This is a genomic window from Virgisporangium aliadipatigenens (assembly GCF_016863615.1).
GTDB lineage: Bacteria > Actinomycetota > Actinomycetes > Mycobacteriales > Micromonosporaceae > Virgisporangium > Virgisporangium aliadipatigenens.
Genome location: NZ_BOPF01000004.1, coordinates 345,956 through 368,010, shown reverse-complemented (window position 1 = coordinate 368,010; position 22,055 = coordinate 345,956). Strand labels below are relative to the sequence as shown.

18 protein-coding genes and 1 pseudogene are annotated in these 22,055 nt (G+C 72.6%); 6 read left to right on the top strand and 13 right to left on the bottom strand.

Going from position 1 to position 22,055, the window contains the following annotated elements; translation table 11 throughout:
- Positions 1-46: 46 nt before the first annotated feature.
- Positions 47-493, top strand: a complete 447-nt coding sequence (locus Val02_RS08325) for a DUF2690 domain-containing protein (protein ID WP_203898321.1) — start codon at positions 47-49, stop codon at positions 491-493.
- On the opposite strand, the gene Val02_RS08320 is transcribed toward Val02_RS08325, so the two are convergent.
- The 3 genes from Val02_RS08320 to Val02_RS08310 form a co-directional block, all read right to left on the bottom strand.
- Positions 490-1,137 (bottom strand): response regulator, encoded by a 648-nt coding sequence (locus Val02_RS08320; protein ID WP_239152594.1) that lies wholly within the window; start codon positions 1,135-1,137, stop codon positions 490-492. The two genes, Val02_RS08325 and Val02_RS08320, sit on opposite strands and share 4 nt — an antisense overlap.
- Positions 1,137-3,566 (bottom strand): sensor histidine kinase, encoded by a 2,430-nt coding sequence (locus tag Val02_RS08315; protein ID WP_203898320.1) that lies wholly within the window; start codon positions 3,564-3,566, stop codon positions 1,137-1,139. Before Val02_RS08315 ends, Val02_RS08320 begins: the two co-directional genes overlap by 1 nt.
- An 82-nt stretch (positions 3,567-3,648) precedes the next feature.
- The gene (locus tag Val02_RS08310; protein ID WP_203898319.1) at positions 3,649-4,599 is read right to left on the bottom strand and encodes a malate dehydrogenase; all 951 of its coding nucleotides are present in this window, start codon (positions 4,597-4,599) and stop codon (positions 3,649-3,651) included.
- 124 nt (positions 4,600-4,723) lie between these two features.
- Between Val02_RS08310 and Val02_RS08305 the strand changes: the two genes are divergently transcribed.
- Positions 4,724-6,661: an outer membrane protein assembly factor BamB family protein gene (locus Val02_RS08305; RefSeq protein ID WP_203898318.1), complete on the top strand. Its 1,938-nt coding sequence runs from the start codon at positions 4,724-4,726 to the stop codon at positions 6,659-6,661.
- Positions 6,662-6,762: 101 nt separating this feature from the next.
- Here Val02_RS08305 and Val02_RS08300 read toward each other — a convergent pair whose 3' ends face one another.
- From Val02_RS08300 to purN, 4 genes and pseudogenes are all read right to left on the bottom strand, one after another.
- Positions 6,763-7,623 carry a bifunctional methylenetetrahydrofolate dehydrogenase/methenyltetrahydrofolate cyclohydrolase gene (locus Val02_RS08300; RefSeq protein ID WP_203898317.1) on the bottom strand — a complete coding sequence of 287 codons (861 nt, stop codon included), beginning with the start codon at positions 7,621-7,623 and terminating at the stop codon, positions 6,763-6,765.
- A gap of 21 nt (positions 7,624-7,644) precedes the next feature.
- The gene (locus Val02_RS08295; RefSeq protein ID WP_203898316.1) at positions 7,645-8,817 is read right to left on the bottom strand and encodes a DNA glycosylase AlkZ-like family protein; all 1,173 of its coding nucleotides are present in this window, start codon (positions 8,815-8,817) and stop codon (positions 7,645-7,647) included.
- A gap of 221 nt (positions 8,818-9,038) precedes the next feature.
- Positions 9,039-10,601, bottom strand: coding sequence for a bifunctional phosphoribosylaminoimidazolecarboxamide formyltransferase/IMP cyclohydrolase (purH, locus tag Val02_RS08290; protein ID WP_203898426.1), 1,563 nt, complete (start codon positions 10,599-10,601; stop codon positions 9,039-9,041).
- Positions 10,602-10,604: 3 nt separating this feature from the next.
- A pseudogene (gene purN, locus Val02_RS08285) lies at positions 10,605-11,216 on the bottom strand (phosphoribosylglycinamide formyltransferase); the annotation flags it as partial.
- Positions 11,217-11,339: 123 nt separating this feature from the next.
- Here purN and Val02_RS08280 point away from each other — a divergent pair.
- The gene (locus Val02_RS08280; protein ID WP_203898315.1) at positions 11,340-12,041 is read left to right on the top strand and encodes a DUF4190 domain-containing protein; all 702 of its coding nucleotides are present in this window, start codon (positions 11,340-11,342) and stop codon (positions 12,039-12,041) included.
- A 118-nt stretch (positions 12,042-12,159) separates the two neighbouring features.
- On the opposite strand, the gene Val02_RS08275 is transcribed toward Val02_RS08280, so the two are convergent.
- The 4 genes from Val02_RS08275 to icmB form a co-directional block, all read right to left on the bottom strand.
- Positions 12,160-13,527, bottom strand: a complete 1,368-nt coding sequence (locus Val02_RS08275; protein WP_203898314.1) for a cell division protein PerM — start codon at positions 13,525-13,527, stop codon at positions 12,160-12,162.
- Between the two features lie 72 nt (positions 13,528-13,599).
- Positions 13,600-14,487, bottom strand: coding sequence for a succinate--CoA ligase subunit alpha (sucD, locus tag Val02_RS08270; RefSeq protein ID WP_203898313.1), 888 nt, complete (start codon positions 14,485-14,487; stop codon positions 13,600-13,602).
- A 1-nt stretch (position 14,488) separates the two neighbouring features.
- On the bottom strand, positions 14,489-15,667 hold the full coding sequence (gene sucC, locus Val02_RS08265; RefSeq protein ID WP_203898312.1) for an ADP-forming succinate--CoA ligase subunit beta: 1,179 nt from the start codon (positions 15,665-15,667) through the stop codon (positions 14,489-14,491).
- A gap of 489 nt (positions 15,668-16,156) precedes the next feature.
- Positions 16,157-16,570 carry a coenzyme B12-dependent isobutyryl CoA mutase small subunit gene (gene icmB / locus Val02_RS08260; RefSeq protein ID WP_203898425.1) on the bottom strand — a complete coding sequence of 138 codons (414 nt, stop codon included), beginning with the start codon at positions 16,568-16,570 and terminating at the stop codon, positions 16,157-16,159.
- A gap of 332 nt (positions 16,571-16,902) precedes the next feature.
- Here icmB and Val02_RS08255 point away from each other — a divergent pair, with 332 nt between their 5' ends.
- A complete protein-coding gene (locus Val02_RS08255; RefSeq protein WP_239152556.1) occupies positions 16,903-17,616 on the top strand; it encodes a M23 family metallopeptidase in 714 nt (237 codons plus the stop codon).
- 53 nt (positions 17,617-17,669) lie between these two features.
- On the opposite strand, the gene pcrA is transcribed toward Val02_RS08255, so the two are convergent.
- Positions 17,670-20,084: a DNA helicase PcrA gene (gene pcrA, locus Val02_RS08250; protein WP_203898310.1), complete on the bottom strand. Its 2,415-nt coding sequence runs from the start codon at positions 20,082-20,084 to the stop codon at positions 17,670-17,672.
- Between the two features lie 264 nt (positions 20,085-20,348).
- Here pcrA and Val02_RS08245 point away from each other — a divergent pair, with 264 nt between their 5' ends.
- Together Val02_RS08245 and Val02_RS08240 are read left to right on the top strand one after the other, a co-directional pair.
- On the top strand, positions 20,349-20,642 hold the full coding sequence (locus Val02_RS08245) for a chorismate mutase (protein WP_203898309.1): 294 nt from the start codon (positions 20,349-20,351) through the stop codon (positions 20,640-20,642).
- Between the two features lie 9 nt (positions 20,643-20,651).
- Complete coding sequence (locus Val02_RS08240) at positions 20,652-21,392, top strand: PIG-L deacetylase family protein (protein WP_239152555.1); 741 nt, start codon at positions 20,652-20,654, stop codon at positions 21,390-21,392.
- A gap of 3 nt (positions 21,393-21,395) precedes the next feature.
- On the opposite strand, the gene Val02_RS08235 is transcribed toward Val02_RS08240, so the two are convergent.
- Entirely contained in the window at positions 21,396-22,055 is a 660-nt protein-coding gene (locus Val02_RS08235; RefSeq protein ID WP_203898308.1) for a response regulator, read from the bottom strand.

Here is a 22,055-nt window from a genome sequence, read left to right as displayed (position 1 = left end):
GAGAAATAGCCTTCCCCTCACATTCGCCCGACGGAGGGAATCCGAAATGACGAGGGCAAAGCGCACACCGGCCGCTATCGCCGCGATGCTGGCGACATCCGTGCTGTTCATCGGCGTGATGAGCAGTCCCGCGGCGGCGGCCGACATCTGTGAGGGGGCGACCTGTAACGGAAAGGACCCGGCGGCCACCCATTGCAACGACGACGCCGTCACGGTCGACGACGTCACCACCGCCGCCGGAATTCGCCTGCGGCTGCGTTACAGCTCCAACTGCCGCGCGATCTGGGGCCGGGTCGACAATGCGCGAGCCGGTGACCGGGTACGCGTCCAGCGCCACCCGAACGACGTGAACCCCGACCTCAACTACGTCGCCACCGTGCCCAGCGGCGAGCGGTCGGTGTACACGCCGATGCTCAACGACAAGAACGTCCGCGGCAACGCCTGCGTCCGGGACGTCAGCAACGGCGCTCTCACCTGCACCGGCTACTTCTAGGAACGCGGCCGCACCAGTCCCAGGTCGTACGCCCGGATCGTGGCCTGCACCCGGTCCCGCACACCCAACTTGGCGAACAGCCCGTTGATGTACGTCTTCACCGTGCCGGTGGCGATGCCCAGTTCGGTGCCGATCTCGGAATTGGTGAGACCCCGCGCGACCAGCCGCAGCACCTGGGCCTCGCGCGGGGTCAACGCGTCGGGCACCGGCGACGGTTCGGTCCGCGGCGCGAGCGATCCGTCGACGAACGCCTCGATCAGCCGCCGCGTGACGGGCGGGGCGATGAGCCCTTCGCCGGCCGCGACGACCCGCACGGCGTGCACCAGTTCGGCGGGGTCGGCATCCTTGAGCAGGAACCCGGACGCGCCGGCGCGCAACGCCCGGTACACGTACTCGTCCAGGTCGAACGTCGTCAGCACCAGCACCCGCGGCCGTTGCCCCGCCTCGGTGAGCTTGGCGGTGGCGGTCAGCCCGTCCATCCCCGGCATGCGGATGTCCATCAGGACGACGTCGGGGTCGTGCGCGCCCACCCCGTCGAGTGCCTCCTGGCCGTCGGCCGCCGTCGCGACGACGGACAGGTCCTCCTCGGCGTCGAGGATGGCGGCGAACCCGGCCCGCACCACCGGCTGGTCGTCGACCACCATCACGCGGATGACGATGCCCGCACCCCCTCCCGGCCGATCGGCTCCCGAGATGCCGGAAGGTAGCACGTGACGGCGCCGGCCGGATCGAAGGTCGCCACGCCGCCGAGCGCACCGGTGCGGGCCCTGATCCGCGCGGCGACGACCCCGCCGGCGGCGGAGGGCACACCGGTCACGGAGACCACGAGCACCTCCTTCTCGTAGGTGACCCGCACCGCGCACGGCTGGGTGTCGTCGGTGTCGAGCGCGGTGTCCACGATCCGGTAGCCGGACAGGTCGACGGCCACCGGCAGCGGGCCCGGTACCGCGCCGACGCTCAGCTGGACGTCGCGGCCCTCGGAACGGTGTTCGGCGCAGAGCGAGTCGAGGTCGGCCATGCCGCGCGGGGGTGCGCTGCCGGCCGCCGGCTCGGGGTGCAGGGCGCCGAGCAGTTCCCGCATGGCGGCGAGCCCGGTGCGCGCCTCGGCGATCACGGCGTCGAGCGCGTCGATCCGCGCCGCGCCGTCCGGGTCGGGGCCGTCCGCGGGCGGGGACGACGACGGCGGGGCGGCCGCGGCGATAAGACGTTCCGCCGGATCGAGAACGGAGGCGCGAAGACCCGAGGCGAACCGCGCACGCTGCTCGTCCACGACGACGACGGCCCGGGCCGAGGCCCGGGCGAGGGCGGCCCGCTCGTCGGCGAGGGTCCGGTCGCGACGGCGACGCACCAGCAGCCCGGCGAGCCAGATCGGGCCGGTCATCGCCGCCATCGGCACCATCGACACCAGGCACACCGTGACGACCGCGGCCGGATAGGCGCGACCCGACTCCTCGATCTCGTCCGCCAGCACGATCGCGGTGGTGACGAGCAGCCCGAACGTCACCGAGACAACCGGCACCGCCGCCCAGCTCGCCCACGCCGGCCGCCCGTAGGTGGCGACGGCGTGCACGGCCACCATCTCGGTGCCCAGCCCCAGCAGGAGCAGCCACAGCGCGTCGGGCGGCAGCCCCACCGACACCACGGTCACCCCGTAGGTGACCGACCCGGCGGCCACGGCGCCGAGGGTGCGCCACGGGGCGCGGCGCCGCCACCAGATCGGCGCGCCGTGCAGGATCAGCAGCAGCGAGAGCAGAACGAGCACCGACGGCCGCCGCAGGTCCTGGAAGTCGGACTCGGCTTCGGGGTCGGCATAGAGGATCACCAGCGGAAATCCGGTGGTGGCGACGACGATGGCGGTGTCGAGGAGGCGTTCGTCGAGGTTGTGCCACCAGTCGGCGATCCGTGCCAAGACGCCGCGGGGCTCCTCCGCCGCGGTGGGTACGGCGGCCGCGGCGCCCAGCGGGAGGGAGACCGTCACCACCCAGCCCCCGTCGGCGGGGCCCGCGCTGAAGCCGCCGCCCAGTTCGCCGACGCGGGCCTCGAGGCCGGCGAGGCCGCGGCCGGAGCCGAGGCGTTCGCTGCCGGAGGTGGCCGCGTCCGGCGCCGCGTTGGCGACGCGCACCCGCACCTGCTCCTCGTCGCAGGAGACGGTCACGGTCACCTCGGTGCCGGGGGCGTGGCGCATGGCGTTGGTGGTGGCCTCGCGGGCGACGGCGTGCACCGCGTCGGCGACGTCGGGCGGGCAGCCGTCGATGCCGGCGCCGACGGTGTGCCGGACCACCTGCCCGGCCTGTGCGGCGGCGTCGACCAGGCGGTCGAGGCGTTCGGTGAGCGGCTCGGCCGGGGCCGCCCCGGGGGTGATCACGGCGACGAGCCGGTGCAGTGCGGCGAGCGTGCGGGTACCGGTCTCCCGGGCGAACTCCAGCGCCTCGGCCGCCAGTTCGGGCCGCTTCTCGGTGAGCCTACGGGCGGCGGTGGCGTGCACCAGGATGGCGGTCAGGTGGTGGGCGGTGACGTCGTGCAGCTCGCGGGCGAGGCGGTCGCGTTCGGCGACGGCGGCGCGGCGGCGTTCCTCCTCGGCGCGGGCGAGCTGCCGGGCGGCCTCCTCACGACCGTCCCGCCAGCGTCCCCGGGCCCGGCCGAGCCCGACGGTCAGCACGTAGATGAGCAGCCCCATCGCGAACGTCATCCCGCGCTGGGCCGGCGGCACCGCGGGCAGCTGAATGATCTGCGAGGTCAGCCCCAGGGCCGTGGCGCCCAGCAGAGCCCGCGGCGGCCGGCGGGCGGCGACGGAGTAGAGCGCGATCAGGTCGGCGAAGATGATCGGGATGATCGTCTCGTCCGGCAGCGAGTACACGGCGGTGGTGACCCCGACGATGCACACCACGTAGGACGCGAACGGCGCCCGCAGCCGCCAGGCGAGTGCGCCACCGAGCACGAGCGTGAGGATGACGTGCACGGCGGTGCGCACCGGGTCGAGCGGCCGGTGATCGATGAGGTTCCACCCGGGAAACACGGCAAACTGCCCGCTGACCAGCAGAACGGGCAACCACCAGGTACGCACGAGTGACATTTGCCTAGACCCTAAGCGGGGACGCCCGGATCGGTCGTCCCCGCGAGGTCTGATGCCCGACTCCACCCACAGATGGAGGCCGTCACAGGTTGGCGACGTCCGCCTGCTTGGCCCGGACGGCCTCGGCGGCCTCCTTGAGCCCGGCGAGTTCCCCGTCGGTGAGCGGCGTCTCGACGACCCTCTTGACGCCGCCGGCGCCCAGTTCGGCCTCGACGCCCAGGTAGACGCCGGAGATGCCGTACTCGCCGTCGACCCAGGCGCACGAGGGGATGACCGCGCCGCTGTCGGTGGCCACGGCGAGCGCCATCCGGGCGGCGGCGGCCGACGGCGCGTAGTACGCCGAACCGGTCTTCAACAGGCCGACGATCTCGGCGCCGCCGTTGCGGGTGCGCTTGACCAGTTCGTCGACCTTGTCGGCGGGCAGCACGTCGGTGAGCGGCCGGCCGTCGACGGTGCACCGGGACGGCACCGGCACCATGGTGTCGCCGTGCGACCCGAGCGTGAGCGTGCGCACCGAGCCGACCGGCTTGCCGGTGGCCTCGGCGACGAAGTGGGCGAACCGGGCCGAGTCGAGCACGCCGGCCTGGCCGACGACGCGGTTCTTGGGGAAGCCGGTGGCGAGCTGGGCGAGGGCGGTCATCTCGTCGAGCGGGTTGGAGACCACGATGACCACGGCGCCGGGCGCGTACTTGGCGACGTTCTCCGCGACGCCGCGCACGATCTTGGCGTTGACCTCGAGCAGGTCCATGCGGCTCATGCCCGGCTTGCGCGGCAGGCCGGCCGTGATCACCACGACGTCGGAGCCCTCGATCGCCTCGTAGCCCTCCCCGTTGGGCCCGGTGGTGGCGCCGACCACCAGCGTCTCGAACCCCTCGATCGGGCGGGACTGGCTGATGTCGAGCGCGATCCCGGCGGGCCTGCCCTCGATGATGTCGGTGAGCACGACGGTTTCGAAGACGTTGTACTCGGCGAGGCGCTGCGCGGTCGTGGACCCGTAGAAGCCGGCGCCGACGACGGTCACCTTCTTGCCCATGTCTGATCCTTCCGATTCGGCCGGGCCGCCGGTCGGATGGCGGCTGAACGACGCCCAGGCTCTCCGTTCCCGCACCATAACGCCTTGCGTGTGGCAATTTGCCGGCTGGGGCATCCTGTGTCCCGTGGACCGCCGTTGGATCAGCGTGCTGATCGCGCTTCGTCATGCCGTGCGCCCGACCGGGCCGGCGTTCGTGGTGGTGGGTGCCGTCATGACGGTCGCCGCGCTGCTCGGGCCGTGGTCGTGGCGGCAGGGCGAGGCGCACGGCAAGCCGGACGTGGCGGTGCTGCTGGCGATCGCGCTGCTCGGGCCGGCGCTGTCCGCGCTCCGCCCGGCGGCGCTGCGGGTGGGCATCCCGCCGCTGGTGTCCGCGCTGGTCGCGGCGGGCGGTGCGGTCGGGGCGGCGCTGTTGGCGGCGCGCACCGCCGCGGGCGAGGCGACGTTCGACGGGCTCGCCCCGGGCGGCCCGATCTGCGTCCTCGGCTGCGTGATCACCGCCGTGGGTTGGCTGATCGTCGCCGGCACGGTGCGCCTCACCGCTCCGGTCACGCGCCGCGCCTATGCCGCGGCCGGCGTCGTGGTCCTCGTGATCGTTCTTATGTTGAACGGCTTCACGGCCTGGATCGGCACCAGAAACCTCGACGCGCGCGTGCTCCCCGCGGGCACGAGATCCCCGGAGGCACTCCCGTCGTCGATCGCCACGGAACGCTGGCGCGCCACCGTCAGCGGCACTCCCGTCGGCACGGCGGCCGGCCTGCTGGTGCTCCGCGACCGGACGGGGATCTTCGCTCTGGACGCCTCGACGGGCACACCCGGCTGGCACTTCCGCCGCTCCGACGCGACCCTCTCGGCGGCCGGCCTCTCCGCGGACGGCACCACAGCCCTCGCCTCCTGGGTAACCGGCACCGAGCGCACCGTCGCTGCCTTCGACGCCGCCACCGGCGAACGCCTCTGGCAACGCATCGTCCCCCCGGGCTCACCCGCCCCCGGCGCGGCTCCGGGCGGCCCGGCCAGCAGCACCGGCCCCGGCGGCGCGGCCAACTCCGGCGGCGGCGCACCCGGCGGCCCCGGCCCCGCAGCCACGGCCGGCCCAGGCGGCTCCGCACCCGGCGGCTCCGGTCCCGCGGCCACGGCCGGCCCGGGCGGCGGCGCGACCGGCGGCGGCCCCGGCGCGGCGTCGGCCCTGGTCGCGAGCGGCCCCTCGTGGGGCGGCGCACCGGCGGGCGGCGGCGCGAGCGCGACCGGCACCGGCGACCTCGTGGCCGTCGGCCCCCGGCCCGGCGCCACCGCCGGCAACAGGCCCGGCGACCGGCCCGGCACCAGGCCCGACGGCGACGGCGCGGCGACCGCCCGCAGCGACAGCGGCGTCGCCGTGATCCGCCCCGCCCGGGGCCGTCCGCTGCTCGCGCTGGACCTGTCGACCGGCCTGCCCCGCTGGGAGTGGCTGCCGGGCGACCCCTCCTGCACCATCGCCGATCTGGTGCCGGTCGCCGACGACGTGCTCGCCACGCTGCTGGAGTGCCCCGGCGGCTTTCGGGTCGCCGGCCTGACCACGTCGGGAGCGGCCCCGGCGATCCGCTGGACGTGGGTGCCGCCCGAGCAGTCGACCCGCCCGGTGCTGGTCCGCACGGACGGCGGCGTGCTGGTGCGTTCAGGGGCGGGCGGGGTCGTGCTCGCGGCGGGTACCGGCACGCCGGGGGCGACGCATGCCGCGCCACCGGGTGGGCTGGTCGCGTCGGTCGGGGCGCGGGCCGTGTACGTGGACGCGGCGAGCAGCGTCGTCGACCTGGCGTTCGGGCGTCCACTGTGGACGGTGGAGGCGCCCGGGCCGGGGCAGGTCGGCGTGGCGCTGGCCGGCCGCGACACCGCGGCGTACGTGCTGACCCGCGCGTGGGACAACCCGCTGGCCGCGCGCATCCTCCGCGTCGACCTGAACACCGGCCGGGTCACCGAGGACCGCGCCGTCCCGGCCCCCACCCAGCTGCTGTACGTCGGCCCCGGCGTCCTCATCGCGGCGACCCCGTCCCCCGCGGGACCGACCACCCTGACGGCCCTCGGCTGACCCGGGCTGCGCCGATCTTGCAGTTGTGGCGGGGACACCGTGGGGCGAAACCGGGCACCCCGGGCACCACAACTGCAAGATCGGCGGGGTCAGCGAGCGGGCTAGGCGCGTTCGGCGGCCTCTACCACGTTGGTCAGGAGCATGGCCCGCGTCATCGGGCCCACGCCGCCGGGCATCGGGGCGAGGTACCCGGCCACGTCGCGGACCTCGGGGTGCACGTCGCCGACCATCCGCGCCTTGCCGTCCGCGCCGACCACCCGCGTGGAGCCCACGTCCAGCACCGCCGCGCCCGGGCGGACCATGTCGGGCGTGAGCAGGGCCGGGACCCCGACCGCCACGACCACGATGTCCGCCGCCCGGGTGTGTGCGGCCAGGTCGACGGTGCCGGTGTGGCACGAGGTGACGGTGGCGTTCTCGCTGCGGCGGGTGAGCAGGAGACCGAGCGGCCGTCCCGCCGTGACACCACGGCCCACCACGACGACCTCCTTGCCGGCGATCTCCACGTCGTAGCGGCGGAGCAGTTCGACGATGCCGCGCGGGGTGCAGGGCAGGGCGCCGGGCTTCTGCAGCACCAGCCGGCCGAGGCTCACCGGGTGCAGGCCGTCGGCGTCCTTGTCGGGCAGCATGCGTTCGAGCACGCGCTGCTCGTCGAGGTGCTTCGGCAGCGGCAGCTGAACGATGTAGCCGGTGCAGGCGGGGTCGGCGTTCAGCGCGTCGACGACCGCGTCGACGTCGGCCTGGGTCGCGTCGCCGGGGAGTTCCCGCTGGATGGAGGCGATACCGACCTCGGCGCAGTCCCGGTGCTTGCCGGCGACGTAGGTGTGCGAGGCGGGGTCGTCCCCCACGAGCACGGTGCCCAGCCCCGGCACGCGGCCCCGGTCGGCGAGCACCTTGACGCGTGCCCGCAGTTCCTCCTTGATCGCCGCCGCCGTCGCCTTGCCGTCCAGAATCGTCGCCGTCACGCCAGCCAGATTAAAAGACCGCTAACGGGCGGCCGCACGGAGTGCGGCAAGGCGAGGGGCTCTCGACTTCGGCGAGTCCAGGGAGAAGCTGCGCGCGTCACCGACCTGCGTGCGCAGGTACTCCTCGGTGCGGGCCACCGCCTCGTGCACCGCGTCCCCCGCCGGCCCGAACGTCCACCACACGACCTCGCCCTCACCCGGGTCGAACTGCCACAGCCCGATCAGTCGCCCCCGGTCCACGATCGCGTGGTCCGGCAGGTCGGCCAGGGTGCCCAACCGCTCACCCGTGCGCCCTCCCGGCAGGGGGCGGATCATGTCCGGCGCGTCCAGCAGTGTGCCGAGGTCCCGGCGCAGCAACAGCAGCCCGTCGATCCCGGCCAGGAGGGAGATCCGTGGAGCCGGTGCCCGTTCGAACGAGTCGTAGGAGGAGTCGGCGGGCCGGAAGAGGCCTCCACCGAGGTCGACCAGGTCGAGCGCCGCCATCGCCTGTCGCGCGACCGCGGCGCCGAACCCGCTGAACCAGCGGAAGTGCGCGAGCGTCGCGGCCCCGGTCCAGTCGAAGTAGCGACGGGCCAGCTCCACGCGCGCGGCCGCGTCGTCGAGGCCGGTGCTCGGTGCGCTCCACCTGCGGTAGGCGTACCGCTGGCGGTCCAGCCGCCCGTCCACCGGCACCCGCCGGATCTCCCCGGCGGCCTGCAACATGCCGAGAACGGCCGGAAGCGTGGTGCTCTGCCCGCGCCGCCGCCCGTCCTCGCCGAGGTGCCGGACGGCCTCGCCCAGCTCCTCCCGCAGCGCGAGCGGGTCGAGCGCCCGGTCGGCGCCCAGCACCTCCAGCACGGCGTCGGCCAGTTTCGTCAGCTCCGCCCGCTCCACGCCCAACTTCGCGAGCGTGCGCACGTCGGCCTCGGTGGCGTGCCGCCCGACCTGCAGCGCCAGCGCGTAGTCGGCGGCCGGCACCACGTACGTGCACCCGCGGGCGGCCGGCAGCTCGTGGATCTCCACGGCGGCGACGTCGGCGTCGACGGCCTCCCGGCCGGCGCCTGCCCGGGAGAAGAGCGTCAGGTAGGGGTTGACGCCACCGACCGAACGGGCCCAGCCGGTGCGCGCCAGCACCTCGGCCGGCGCCGCACCGGTGAACGCCCCGTCGAGGCCCTGGCGGTGCCACCACCACGCGCGGAGCTTGTCGAGGTCCATTCCGCACATTCAAGCGGCCCGGCGCCACCGGAACGGCGAACTTTCGTCTCACTCTCCGCGGCCCTGATCCGGCATTGCGGCCGGGAGGGGCGGCTAGCGCTCGCTGTCCAGGTGCGCCATGTACGGCGTCGCGTACCGGGTGCCGGCGGCCGAGTCCTTCGGCACCGCGGCCTCGATCTCCCGGCGCCGGCGGTCTCCTCGATCGGCACCGCCGGGTCGACCTAGTGGAAGAAGTGCCGCGTCCCGGTGAGGTACATGGTGACCCCGGCCTTCGTGGCGGCCTCGATCACCTCGTTGTCCCGCACGGAACCACCGGGCTGCACGACCGCCTTGACGCCGGCCGCGAAGAGCACCTCCGGCCCGTCCGCGAACGGGAAGAACGCGTCCGACGCCGCCACCGAACCGACGGCCCGCTCACCGGCCCGCGAGACGGCCAGCCGGCAGGAGTCCACCCGGTTGACCTGACCCATCCCGACGCCCACCGAGGCGCCGCCGGAGGCGAGCAGGATCGCGTTCGACTTGACCGAACGCAGCGACCGCCACGCGAACACCAGATCGGCGAGGTCGGCGTCGCCCAGCGGTTCGCCGGCGACGAGCTTCCACGCGGCGGGGTCGTCGCCCGGCGCGTCGACCCGGTCCCGCATCTGCACCAGCAGCCCGCCGCCGACCTGGCGGTACTCGGCCGCCGCCGGCCCGTACGCGGGCGCCTTCAGCAGCCGGATGTTCTTCTTGGCGGTCAGCACGCCCAGCGCGTCCTCGTCGAACGCCGGCGCCACCACCACCTCGGTGAAGATCTCCTTGATCTGCTCCGCCAGGACCAGATCGACCGGCCGGTTGACGGCGATGACGCCGCCGAACGCCGACACCGGATCGCACGCGTGCGCCTTGCGGTGCGCGTCGGCCGCATCCGTCCCGACGGCGATGCCGCACGGGTTGGCGTGCTTGATGATCGCCACGCAGGGTTCGGTGAAGTCGTGCGCGGAACGCCACGCGGCATCGGCGTCGACGTAGTTGTTGTACGACATCTCCTTGCCGTGCAGCTGCGTCGCCTGCGCCAGGCCGGCCGGCGCGGCGGGGTCGGCGTAGAGCGCGGCGGGCTGGTGCGGGTTCTCCCCGTAGCGCAGCACGGCCTGCTTGACGGCCCCGATCCCGGCGAACGCGGGCCAGCCGTCGGCGGGGTCCTCCTGCACGGCGAACCAGTTCGCCACGGCGATGTCGTACTCGGCGATCATCGTGAACGCGCGCGCCGCGAGTGAACGCCGCTCTTTCAACGTCAGGCCACCGTCGGCCAGAGCGCCGGTGACAAAGGCATAGTCGGCGGGCGAGGTGACAACGGCGACCGACGGGAAGTTCTTCGCCGCCGCCCGCACCATCGCCGGCCCGCCGATGTCGATCTGCTCCACGCACTCGTCCGGCGTGGCCCCCGACGCGACGGTCTGCGTGAACGGGTAGAGGTTGCTGACGAGCAGGTCGAACGGCGCCACACCCAGCTCGGCGAGCTGCTCGGCGTGCGACTCCTTGCGCAGGTCGGCGAGGAGCCCGGCGTGCACCTTCGGGTGCAGCGTCTTCACCCGCCCGTCGAGACACTCGGGGAACCCGGTCAGCTCCTCGACCGCCGTCACCGGCACACCCGCCGCGGCGATCTGCCCGGCCGTCGAACCGGTCGACACGATCTCCACGCCGGCGTCGTGCAGCGCGGCCACCAGCTCCGCGAGCCCGGTCTTGTCGTAGACGCTGACCAGCGCCCGCCGGATCGGACGTCGCGTGTCCGTGGTCTCCGCCATGCCGATGCGCACCTTCCGTCCCTCTACCGTCCAGCCGTCGCGGACCAGCCGGCCCACGTAGTCGACGAGCTGCTGCCGTTCCGCTTCCTTGATCCGCTCGGTGAGCGTCTCCTCGGTGTCGTCGTCGAGCACCGGGACCGTGACCTGGGCGATGATCGGACCGGTGTCCACGCCCGCGTCCACGAAGTGCAGCGTCGCGCCGGTCACCTTGACCCCGTAGGCCAGGGCGTCACGTGGTCCGTGCATTCCGGGGAACGCCGGCAGCAGCGCGTTGTGCGTGTTGACGTAGCGCCCGCCGTACTCCGCGAGGAACGCCGGCCCCACGAGCTTCAGGAAGCCCGCCGAGACGATCAGGTCGGGCGCGTGCTCGCGGCACATCGCGGTGAGCGCCGCATCCCACTCGTCGCGGCTCGCGTAGTCGCGCACGACCGCCTCGAACGTGGGAACTCCGCGCTCCGCGGCCCGTTGCACCCCGCGCGTGCCGGCCCGGTCGGCACCGACCGCCACCACTTCGGCACCGAACGCCGGATCGGCGCACGCATCGAGCAGGACCTGCAGATTCGTGCCCGAACCGGAGACGAGGACGACCAGTCGGGCCGGGGGGCCAGAGCGCACGCGTGCACCCTACCGACCTCGCAGAACGCCGGCCGCAGCGCACCGGGCGGGGTGGTGTGGACAGGGTATGGTACGGCTGACTTACTGAGCGCTCCGCACGGAAACCCATACAAGGAGATACTGATGCAGCCTGGCTACCCGCCCTCGGGACAGGACCCGTACGGCCAGCAGCCGGGCCAGCCGGATCCATACGGTCAGCAGCAGCCCCAGTACGGCCAGCAGCCGCAGTACGGGCAGCAGCCCGATCAGTACGGCCAGCAGCAGCCGCAGCAGTACGGACAGCCGCAGTACAACGACCCGTACGCGCAGCCCAACCCGACGTCCGGCACGCCGTACCCGACCTCGGGCAGCGGCGGATATCCGACGTCCGGCGGGGCCTACCCGCAGCCGACCTCCGGCGGGGCGTTCGTGCCGCCGACCTCGGCGGACCCGTACCAGCAGCAGGGGCAGCCGTTCGCGCAGCCCGGCCAGCCCTACGGGCAGCCCGCCTACGGCCAGCCCGGGTTCGGTGGCGGCTTCGGCGGTTCCGGCGAGACCAACACCCTGGGGATCATCTCCCTGGTCACCGGCATCCTGTCGGTGCTGTCGATGTGCTGCTGGATCGGCATCGGCATCTTCGCCACGGGTCTGGTGATCCTGCTCGGGGCGCCGGCCATCGTGACCGGTTACCTCGGCATGAAGAAGGCGCAGAACGGCGAGGTGGGCCAGAAGGGCCTCGCGATCGCGGGTATGGCCTGCGGCGCGGTCTCGATCGGCCTCACCGTGCTGATCACGGTTCTGCTGATCGCCGGCGTGGCCTTCTTCTCCACCCTCGGCACCAGCTGACCGTTCCACCTCTCGCCGATCTTGCAGTTGTGGCTGGGACACCGCGGGGCGAACCCGGGCACGCCGGGCGCCACAACTGCAAGATCGCGCCGCCCACCGGTCTGAGGGCGGCGTACCGCTAGGGCTTGCGGCGCACGCGGGCGAGCATCTTCGTGGCCGCGGCGGCGATCACCGTTCCCGCCGCGACGACGACCGTCGTCACGCCGCCGAGCGGCCACGCGTCGGCGCCGATCTCGGCCATCCGTTCGGCGCCGATCGCGCCGCCGGAGATCGCCGCGGCGAGGGCGATCGCGAGCCCGGCGACGGGTCCGGCGAGCGCCGCGGAGCCGAGCAGCGCCGGCCAGTCCGGGTCCCCCTCCGCGCGCAGCTTGCGCCGCATGAGGAGCCAGCCCGCGACCATCCCGGCCGCGAGGGGCACCGCCAGGAGGAGGGCGCTCCAGGTCGGTAGAGCCTTCTCGGGAACGGCGGCCAGCAGCGGCACGGCGGGTACCTCGCCCAGGACGACGGCGGCGCTGCTGACCTTGGTGCCGACGCCGATGACGAACCCGGGCCCGACCAGGTAGCTGGCGGCCCACACGGCGGCGTTCGGCGCGTAGACCAGCGAGACCGCCACCAGCCCGGCCTGCCCGACCACTCCCGTGCGGTACTCGGCGATCATGTCGCCCGCGGCCCCGGCCGAGAACGCCAGCGCCAGCCCCGTGGCGGCGGCCCCGGCCCCGAGCACGAGCAGCGCCGCGACGCCCCCGGTGCGCAGCCCGTCCCGCAGCGGCAGCGGCAGCGTCGCCATCCACCGGCCCGGCCAGCCGCCCTCCCGCAGCGCACCCGCCAGCCCCGCCACCAGCCCGAACGCCGTCAGCGTCAGCGCCGCCCGCCACGCCGACACGCGCATCCCGTCGGTGGACACGGCGAGCCCGATGATCCCGCCGTACACCCCGTACGCGACACCCACGGCGACTCCCGCGCGCACCGCCGGCCCGACCGCGGCAGTGCGCCGAACGCCCACCGCCCGCGCGGCGTGCACGCCGGCCCGCATCACCCGCCAGGCGGCGAGCCCGGTCACCACCAGCGGCACGAGCGAGATCGGCCCCAGGTCGGTCGTGATCGGCACCCCGTGCCCGAGCAGCCACGCGGCGAACCCGGCCCGCAGCACGGCCTCGGAGTCGGTCGGGTTCGGCGAGATCAGCAACAGCGCACCCACCGCGAGCAGAACGGGCGTGACGGCCACGAGCACCGCCCACGCCGTGGTGACCGCGGCGGCCAGCGGCAACGGCGCGCCACTCGCGGCGCTCGGACGGCTTCGTACGCTCGACGGCGAACGCCGCTGCGCGGGAGCCGTCGTCCGGCGCGGAGCCGCACCGTCGGCCCGGCGCGCGGCCGCACCATCGGCGCGCCGCGGTCGCGACTGCGGGCGCGGTTCGGGGCGCGGAGAGGCCTCGGACTCCGCCTCGTCCGGGCGGGCCGGCGGCTGGTCGGAGTTGCCGGACATCGCGAACACTCTCCCAAAACGGCGACGGCCGGTCATCTCGACCGGCCGTCGCGTGAAGCAGTTTCCTGACGCCTAGGCGCCGGTCACCACCTGGCGCATCAGGTTGGCGGTCTCGGTCGGCGTCTTGCCGACCTTCACACCGGCCGCCTCCAGCGCCACCTTCTTGGCCTCAGCCGTGCCGGACGAGCCGGAGATGATCGCACCGGCGTGCCCCATCGTCTTCCCGGGCGGCGCGGTGAAGCCGGCGATGTAGCCGACCACCGGCTTGGTGACGTTGGCCTTGATGAAGTCCGCGGCCCGCTCCTCGGCGTCGCCACCGATCTCGCCGATCATCACGATCGCCTCGGTCTCCGGGTCGTCCTGGAACGCCGCGAGCGCGTCGATGTGCGTCGTCCCGATGACCGGGTCGCCACCGATGCCGATGCAGGTGGAGAACCCGATGTCGCTCAGCTCGTACATCATCTGGTAGGTCAGCGTGCCGGACTTGCTGACCAGGCCGATCTTGCCCTGGCCCGCGATGTCGGCCGGGATGATGCCCGCGTTGGAACGCCCCGGCGTGATGATGCCCGGGCAGTTCGGCCCGATGATGCGCGTCTTGTTGCCGGTCGCACACGCGTGCGCCCAGAACTGCGTGCTGTCGTGCACCGGGATGCCCTCGGTGATGACGACGGCGAGCCCGATCTCCGCGTCGATCGCCTCGAGCACGGCGCCCTTGGTGTGCCCCGGCGGCACGAACACGACCGTGGTGTCGGCGCCCGTCTCCTTGATCGCGTCGCCCACGGAGGCGAAGACCGGCAGCTTCGTACCGTCGAAGTCGACCTGCTGGCCGGCCTTGCGCGGGTTGACGCCGCCGACGATGTTCGTGCCGGCGGCGAGCATCCGCCGGGTGTGCTTCGTGCCCTCGGAACCGGTCATCCCCTGCACGATGACCTTGCTGTTCTCGGTCAGCCACACCGCCATGTCAGGCCCCCTGCGCCGCGAGCTCGGCGGCACGACGCGCCGCACCGTCCATTGTGTCCACCCGCGTGACGAGCGGGTTGGCAGCCGTGTCGAGGATCCGACGGCCCTCCTCGGCGTTGTTGCCGTCGAGGCGCACGACCAGCGGCTTGGTGACCGCCTCGCCGCGCTGCGCCAGCAGGTCGAACGCCGACGTGATGCCGCGCGCCACCTCGTCGCAGGCGGTGATGCCGCCGAAGACGTTCACGAAGACGCTCTTGACCGCGGGGTCGGAGAGCACGATCTCGAGGCCGTTGGCCATGACCGCGGCGCTGGCGCCACCACCGATGTCGAGGAAGTTGGCCGGCTTCACGCCGCCGAACTCCGCACCGGCGTAGGCGACGACGTCCAGGGTGGACATCACCAGGCCGGCGCCGTTGCCGATGATGCCGACCTCGCCGTCGAGCTTGACGTAGTTGAGGTCCTTCTCCTTGGCCCGCTGCTCCAGCGGGTCCACGGCCGCCACGTCGGCGAACTCGGCGTGCTCCGGGTGCCGGAACTCGGCGTTGGCGTCCAGCGTGACCTTCGCGTCGAGGCAGAGCACGCGCCCCTCGGGGGTCTTCGCCAGCGGGTTCACCTCGACCAGCGTGGCGTCCTCGGCGACGAACGCCTGCCACAGCTTCACCGCGATGTCGACCACCTGGTCGGCGACGTCGGCCGGGAACTTCGCCTCGGTCACGATCTCCCGGGCGAGCGCCTCGTCGACGCCCTTCACCGCGTCGATCGGCTTCTTCACGACCTTCTCGGGAGCCTCGTGCGCGACCTGCTCGATCTCCATGCCGCCGGCCACGCTGGCGATGCACAGGAACGTGCGGTTCGCCCGGTCCAGCAGATAGGAGAAGTAGTACTCCTCGGCGATGTCGGCGGTGGTCGTGAGCATCACCTTGTGAACGGTGTGCCCCTTGATGTCCATGCCGAGGATGTTGGTGGCGTGGGTGACGGCCTCGTCGGCGCCCTCGGCGAGCTTGACGCCGCCGGCCTTCCCGCGACCGCCCACCTTCACCTGGGCCTTGACGACCACCCGTCCGCCGAGCCGGTCGGCGATCTCGCGGGCCTCCTGCGTAGTGGTGGCGACCCCGCCGTCCAGCACCGGCAACCCGTGCCGGGCGAACAGCGCGCGCCCCTGGTACTCGTACAGGTCCACAGCTACCTCTGATTCTGCCTCTTCGGCTCCGCGCTGAGTCCGCGAGAGCGACGCATTCAGGCGCAGCCTAGCGAGCCGCGTTCGGGTCGTTACGGCGTGGGTGCGAGCTGTGCAAGGGCCCACACCACTTGTCCCACTCCGGCCACTCGCACCCCGTTCGGGGGGCACGCGTAACCGCCCGGAGCAGGCGTCGTTGAGATCAGTGCCGGTCCGCCAGCGGGTCGGCACCAGAGGCGGCCGATGCCCTGTCGGTCGAGGGGTGGCGGCGGGGCATCGTGCATAGAGGGGCCGGGCGCGTGAGGGGTGCGTCCGGCCCCTCCCTATTGCCCGCATCTGTTTCCCGCGCAAGCGCTGGGGGCGCCCTGTTTCCCGCGCAAGCGCTCGGGGCGCCTTTCGGCGCCGTCTTCCCTCGTCGCTCCGGCCGCTGCGCGACCTGCGCTCCTCAGTCCAGACGGCGCCGCGCCCCTCCCGCGCGCTCGGCCTGGCGGGTCAGGCGTTGGCGCCGGCCACGTTGGACCGGACCCACTCCACGATGGACTCCATCGTCGCGCCCGGCGTGAAGACCGCGGCGACGCCGAGGCGTTCCAGTTCCGGGATGTCGGGGTCGGGGATGATCCCGCCGCCGAACACCACGATGTCGTCGGCCCCGCGCTCGGCGAGCAGCGCCAGCACCCGGGGGAACAGGGTCATGTGCGCCCCCGAGAGAACGGAGAGCCCGACCGCGTCGGCGTCCTCCTGGATGGCCGTCTCCACGATCTGCTCCGGCGTCTGGTGGAGTCCGGTGTAGATGACTTCAAATCCCGCATCGCGCAAAGCGCGGGCCACGACCTTCACGCCGCGGTCGTGCCCGTCGAGTCCGGGCTTGGCAATGACAATGCGGATGCGAGACGAAGCTGTCTGTATATCCACCCCGAGTCCTTCCTGCTGAACGGCCTATCGCGAAACCTACCCCCGATTTCAGTGAGCTGCGCAACAGTCACAGTCGGTTGCGAAGAGGGGCGGTTTGCGGGTAACGAATCCCCTAGTGGTCGGTGACGCGATTTCACTAGTAGACGGACAATCGCACTGCGTAGCCAGACGTATTCACCGCTTGGCTTGTGGCAGTAATACGTTCACCGCTACCGTGTCTCGGGGCAACCGCGCGAACGGTTCTCCGGGACATGGTGTCAAGCGCTTTAAGACAGGTCTCAACCTGGCTCAACGCATGTGTCCCGACCGCCGACCAAGGAGATTGGGTGGAGGAGCTCCGGGAGCAGCGAGGCCGCTATCGCGGCCGGAGGCGCGTCCCGTGCGCACCGCGGAGCAGGTATGCCGCGGTGATGACCACCGCTTTCGTCGGCGCCGGCGTGGTGGCTCTGGTCTCCGGCACGATGATGCCGGAGTCGCAGCAGCCCAGCGATCTGGCATTGGTTGACGCAAATGCTGCCGTCGACGCCGATCGCGCCAAGACACTGGCCGGCGATCGCGCCAGCCGCGACAACGGCCGTCAGGGAGCGGGGGTCGGGGCTTCCGCCGACCAGGCGAACTCCAATCGCTATGTGCTCCCGCTCGCCCCCGGCCAGTACGTCGTGACGTCGCAGTACGGCCACACCGAGATGGCCGGCGCCAAGGGCATCGACCTCGACGCCCGGCACGGCACCACCTACCACGCGGTCGCCGGCGGCACCGTCAAGCTGGCGCGGTGGAACGGCGGCCTCGGCTACTGCATCATCATCGACCACGGCAACGGCGTTCAGTCCGTCTACGGCCACTCCTCCGAGCTGCTCGTCACCGAGGGGCAGATCGTCGAGGCCGGCCAGGCGATTGGCAAGGTCGGCAACAGCGGCTACGCCTTCACCCCGCACCTGCGCCTGGAGATCCGGGTCAACGAGAAGCAGGTCGACCCGCTGGCCTGGCTCAAGGACAAGGAAGCCGACGCCACCGGTCAGAAGGACCCGCTGGCCGCCTGATAGATATTTCCCGCGCAAGCGCGGGACGGCGCGGCGCGCTCAGGCTCCCGCGCCTACAGCTTTTCGATCGGCGCGTGCCGCAGCACGAGCCATACCACCTGGTCGCCGAAGTCGATCTGGGCCTGCGCCCGCGCGCCGCTCCCCTCGATCGCGACCACGCGCCCCATCCCGTAGCGCTGGTGCGTGACCCGGTCCCCGGCCTGCAGCGAGGGAACGTCCCGGCGCTGCAACTCGCTCGCGGTGGACAGGTTGCGCGGATCGAGCCCCAGCCGCTGCGCCAACTGGGCCGCCTTCGGCGTGTTGCCGACGAACGTCGACGAGGGGCGCACCGCGTCGCTGCGCCCACCGACACCGCCGCGCCCCGACCAGCTCGTGTACGACGCCTCCGTGCGCTCCCAGCGCACCAGCTCCGGCGGCAGCTCCTCCAGGAAGCGCGACGCCGGGTTGTACTGCGGCTGCCCCCACGCCGAACGGGTCACCGCGCGCGAGATGTACAGCCGCTGCCGGGCGCGGGTGATGCCGACGTAGGCGAGGCGGCGTTCCTCCTCCAGCTCACGCTTGTCGCCGAGGGCCCGCAGGTGCGGGAAGACCCCGTCCTCCAGCCCGGTCAGGAACACCACCGGGAACTCCAGCCCCTTGGCGGTGTGCAACGTCATCAGCGTAACGACGCCCTGGTGGTCGGGGTCGTCCTCGGGGATCTCGTCGGCGTCGGCGACCAGCGACACCTGCTCCAGGAAGCCGGCGAGCGTGGGCAGCGGCAGCTGCGCGCCCTCCTCGTCGTCCTCGGCGGCGGCCGCGGTCGCCTCGATCCGCTCGGTGTACTCCCGGGCGACGCTCACCAGCTCCTGGAGGTTTTCCACCCGGCCCGCGTCCTGCGGGTCGAGGCTCTCCTCCAGCTCGGTCAGGTAGCCGCTGCGCTGGAGAACGACCTCCAGCACCTCCTCGGGCGGCGCCGTCAGCGCCATCTCGCGGGCGTCGTCGAGCAGCTGCACGAACTCCGCGACGGCGTTGGCCGCCCTGGTCGAGATGCCGGTCGCCTCCTTGGCCCGCCGGCACGCCGCCCCGAACGAGATACGGTCCCGGCTCGCCAACGCCTCGATGCACGCCTCGGCGCGCTCCCCGATCCCCCGCCGGGGCGTGTTGAGCACCCGCCGCACGCTGACCGTGTCGTCCTCGTTGGCCACCGCGCGCAGGTACGCCAGCGCGTCGCGAACCTCCTTGCGCTCGTAGAAGCGCACCCCGCCGACCACCTTGTACGGCAGCCCGAAGCGGATGAACACCTCCTCGAACACGCGGGACTGTGCGTTGGTGCGGTAGAAGACCGCCACGTCGGCCGGGCGCACGCCGTGGTTGTCGCAGAGCCGGTCGATCTCCCGGCCCACCCAGTCGGCCTCGGCGTGCTCGCTGTCGGCGACGTACCCGACGATCCGCTCGCCGTCGCCCTCCTCGCTCCACAGCCGCTTCGGCTTCCGCTCGGTGTTGCGGTCGATCACCGCGTTGGCCGCCGAGAGGATGGTCTGGGTGGAGCGGTAGTTCTGCTCCAGGAGGATGGTCGTGGCCTGCGGGTAGTCCCGCTCGAACTCCATGATGTTGCGGATGGTGGCGCCGCGGAACGCGTAGATCGACTGGTCCGCGTCGCCGACCACGCACAGCTCGCCGGTGTCCCCGACGATCTCCTTCACCAGCACGTACTGCGCGTGGTTGGTGTCCTGGTACTCGTCGACCAGCACGTGGCGGAACCGGCGCCGGTACTTGTCGGTCACCTCGGGATGCCGCTTCAGCAGCTCCACGGTCGACATGATGATGTCGTCGAAGTCCAGCGCGTGCGCCTCGCGCAGCCGCTGCTGGTACAGCTCGTAGGCCTCCGCAAGGGCCCGCTCCAGCGGCCCCGACGCCTTCGCCGCGAACTCCGCCGGCCCCACCAGCTCGTTCTTCAGGTTGGAGACCTGGGCCGCCAGCGCCCGCGCGGGATGGCGCTTCGGGTCGAGGTCCAGCTCCCGCGCCACCAACGTCATGAGTCGCCGCGAGTCGTCGGCGTCGTAGATCGAGAAGCTGGACTTGAGGCCCGCGTGCTCGTGCTCCGCGCGCAGGATGCGCACACACGCCGAGTGGAACGTCGACACCCACATCAGCCGCGCCCGCCCGCCGACGAGCTGGGTGACCCGCTCCTTCATCTCCCCGGCGGCCTTGTTGGTGAACGTGATCGCCAACACCTCGCCGGGATGCACGTCGCGCGCCGCCAGCAGGTAGGCGATCCGGTTGGTGAGCACGCGCGTCTTGCCGGAACCGGCACCCGCCACGATGAGCAACGGGCCGCCGGCGTGCACGACAGCCGCCCGCTGCTGGTCGTTGAGCCCCGTGAGCAGGGCGGACGGGTCCTGACCGCGGGGCCTGGGACGCGGCGGCGTGGCGGCCACGGCAGGCATGTCGAGGGGCAGGGCCGTCTGATTTTCCGGGGAAGCACGCATGGCACCGGCGAGTCTATGCCCGGGGTGAGACAGTTTCCGTCCGCCGCACCCGATCCCATTCTTCGGATGACCCCTGGCGGGTTTGCCGTCCCGTGGCATACTCGTCCTCGTGATCCAGAGGGCGCGATTTTTTTACTACGGCACCGGAAGTCCGGCAGCCGTAGGTCGCGCCTGAGCACAAGACCTACCGACCCCGGGCCTCCACAAGAGCCCGGGGTTTTGACGTTCCCGGGCAAAGAAGGCCAAGACCCGAAGGACGTTGACATGAGCGCCACCACCGTCACCACGACGAGCACCGGCACCGAAGAGCCCGTAGCCGCCACGCACATCAGCGGTCTGCGAGAACGCCTCGACGAGATCGACGCGCAGATCATCGCGCTGTGGCAGGAGCGCGCGGCGATCTCCCGCGAGGTCGGTGCCACCCGCGTCGCCTCCGGCGGCACCCGCCTCGTCCTCTCCCGCGAGGGCGAGATCCTCGACCGCTACCGGCAGGAGCTCGGCCCCGACGGAACGCAGCTCGCCCTCTTGATCCTCCGGGCGGGGCGCGGGCCGCTGTAGGTTGATCACGTGACCTTCGCGCCCTCACCGCCCCCACTGGACGACGTCAGCCGCGTGCTTTGCGTCCTCGCGCACCCGGACGACGTCGACTTCGGTGCCGCCGGCACCGTCGCCCAGTGGGTCGACCAGGGGCTGGAGGTGTCCTACCTCCTGGTCACCCGGGGCGACGCGGGCGGCTTCGACGAGGCCGTTCCGCGGGAACAGATGCCGATCATCCGCGAGGCGGAGCAGCGCGCCGCCGCCGCGGCCCTCGGCGTCAAGCAGGTGGACTTCCTCGACGGGTACGCCGACGGCACCGTCACGCCCACCCTCGGACTGCGGCGCGACATCGCGGCCGCGATCCGGCGTGCCCGTCCCGACCGCGTGCTCACCAATGCGCCGCTGCGCCGGTGGGACCGCCTCACCGGGCCGTCCCACCCGGATCACCTCGCCACGGGCGAGGCCGTCACGTGCGCGGTCTACCCGGACGCGCGCAACCCGTTCGCGTTTCCGGAGCTGCTGCGCGACCACGGGCTCGCCGCCTGGACGGTGCGCGAGATCTGGTTCGCCGGCGGGCCGGCACCGGATCACGTCGTGGACATCACCGACACGGTCGACCGCAAGATCGCCGCGCTGCGGGCACACGAGTCGCAGACGTCCCACTTCGACATCGGCGAGCGCATCCGCCCCTGGAACGGGGCCACGGCACGGGCCGCCGGCCTGCCCGAGGGCCACCTGGCCGAGGCGTTCACGATCGTCCGGACCACCTGAGGGTCACACCAGCCGGCGGTCGGCCGCCCAGCGGGACAGCTCGTAGCGGTTGGACATCTGGAGCTTGCGCAGCACGTTCGACACGTGCGTCTCGACCGTCTTGATCGAGATGTACAGCTCCTTCGCGATCTCCTTGTACGCGTAGCCGCGGGCCAGCAGCCGCAGCACCTCGCGCTCCCGGTTGGTCAGCTGGTCCAGCTCCGGGTCGGCGACCGGTGCGTCCGGCCGCGCCGCGAACGCGTCGAGCACGAACCCCGCCAGCCGCGGGCTGAACACCGCGTCGCCGTCGGCGACCCGCCGGATCGCGTCGGCCAGCTCGTCCGGGGAGATCGTCTTGGTGACGTAGCCGCGCGCACCGGCCCGGATCAGGCCGATCACGTCCTCGGCCGCGTCGGACACCGACAGCGCGAGGAACTTCACCTGCGGATGGCTGCGCCGCATCGTCTCCAGCACGGCCCGGCCCCCGCCGTCCGGCATGTGCACGTCGAGGAGCACGACGTCGGGCAGCGCCGCCGCGATGCGGCTCACCGCCTCGGCCACGGTGCTCGCCTCGCCGACCACGTCGACGTGCACGCCCAGTTCGGCCCGCACGCCGGCCCGGAACATCGCGTGGTCGTCCACCAGGAACACCCGCAGGCGCTGCTCAACGACAGGCTCAGACAT

Coding starts and splice junctions, on each gene's coding strand:
- Val02_RS08325 (WP_203898321.1), top strand. CDS start 47: ATGACGAGGGCAAAGCGCACACCGGCCGCTATCGCCGCGATGCTGGCG.
- Val02_RS08320 (WP_239152594.1), bottom strand. CDS start 1,137: ATGGTGGTCGACGACCAGCCGGTGGTGCGGGCCGGGTTCGCCGCCATC.
- Val02_RS08315 (WP_203898320.1), bottom strand. CDS start 3,566: ATGTCACTCGTGCGTACCTGGTGGTTGCCCGTTCTGCTGGTCAGCGGG.
- Val02_RS08310 (WP_203898319.1), bottom strand. CDS start 4,599: ATGGGCAAGAAGGTGACCGTCGTCGGCGCCGGCTTCTACGGGTCCACG.
- Val02_RS08295 (WP_203898316.1), bottom strand. CDS start 8,817: ATGGACCTCGACAAGCTCCGCGCGTGGTGGTGGCACCGCCAGGGCCTC.
- purH (WP_203898426.1), bottom strand. CDS start 10,601: ATGGCGGAGACCACGGACACGCGACGTCCGATCCGGCGGGCGCTGGTC.
- Val02_RS08280 (WP_203898315.1), top strand. CDS start 11,340: ATGCAGCCTGGCTACCCGCCCTCGGGACAGGACCCGTACGGCCAGCAG.
- Val02_RS08275 (WP_203898314.1), bottom strand. CDS start 13,527: ATGTCCGGCAACTCCGACCAGCCGCCGGCCCGCCCGGACGAGGCGGAG.
- sucD (WP_203898313.1), bottom strand. CDS start 14,487: ATGGCGGTGTGGCTGACCGAGAACAGCAAGGTCATCGTGCAGGGGATG.
- pcrA (WP_203898310.1), bottom strand. CDS start 20,084: ATGCGTGCTTCCCCGGAAAATCAGACGGCCCTGCCCCTCGACATGCCT.
- Val02_RS08245 (WP_203898309.1), top strand. CDS start 20,349: ATGAGCGCCACCACCGTCACCACGACGAGCACCGGCACCGAAGAGCCC.
- Val02_RS08235 (WP_203898308.1), bottom strand. CDS start 22,055: ATGTCTGAGCCTGTCGTTGAGCAGCGCCTGCGGGTGTTCCTGGTGGAC.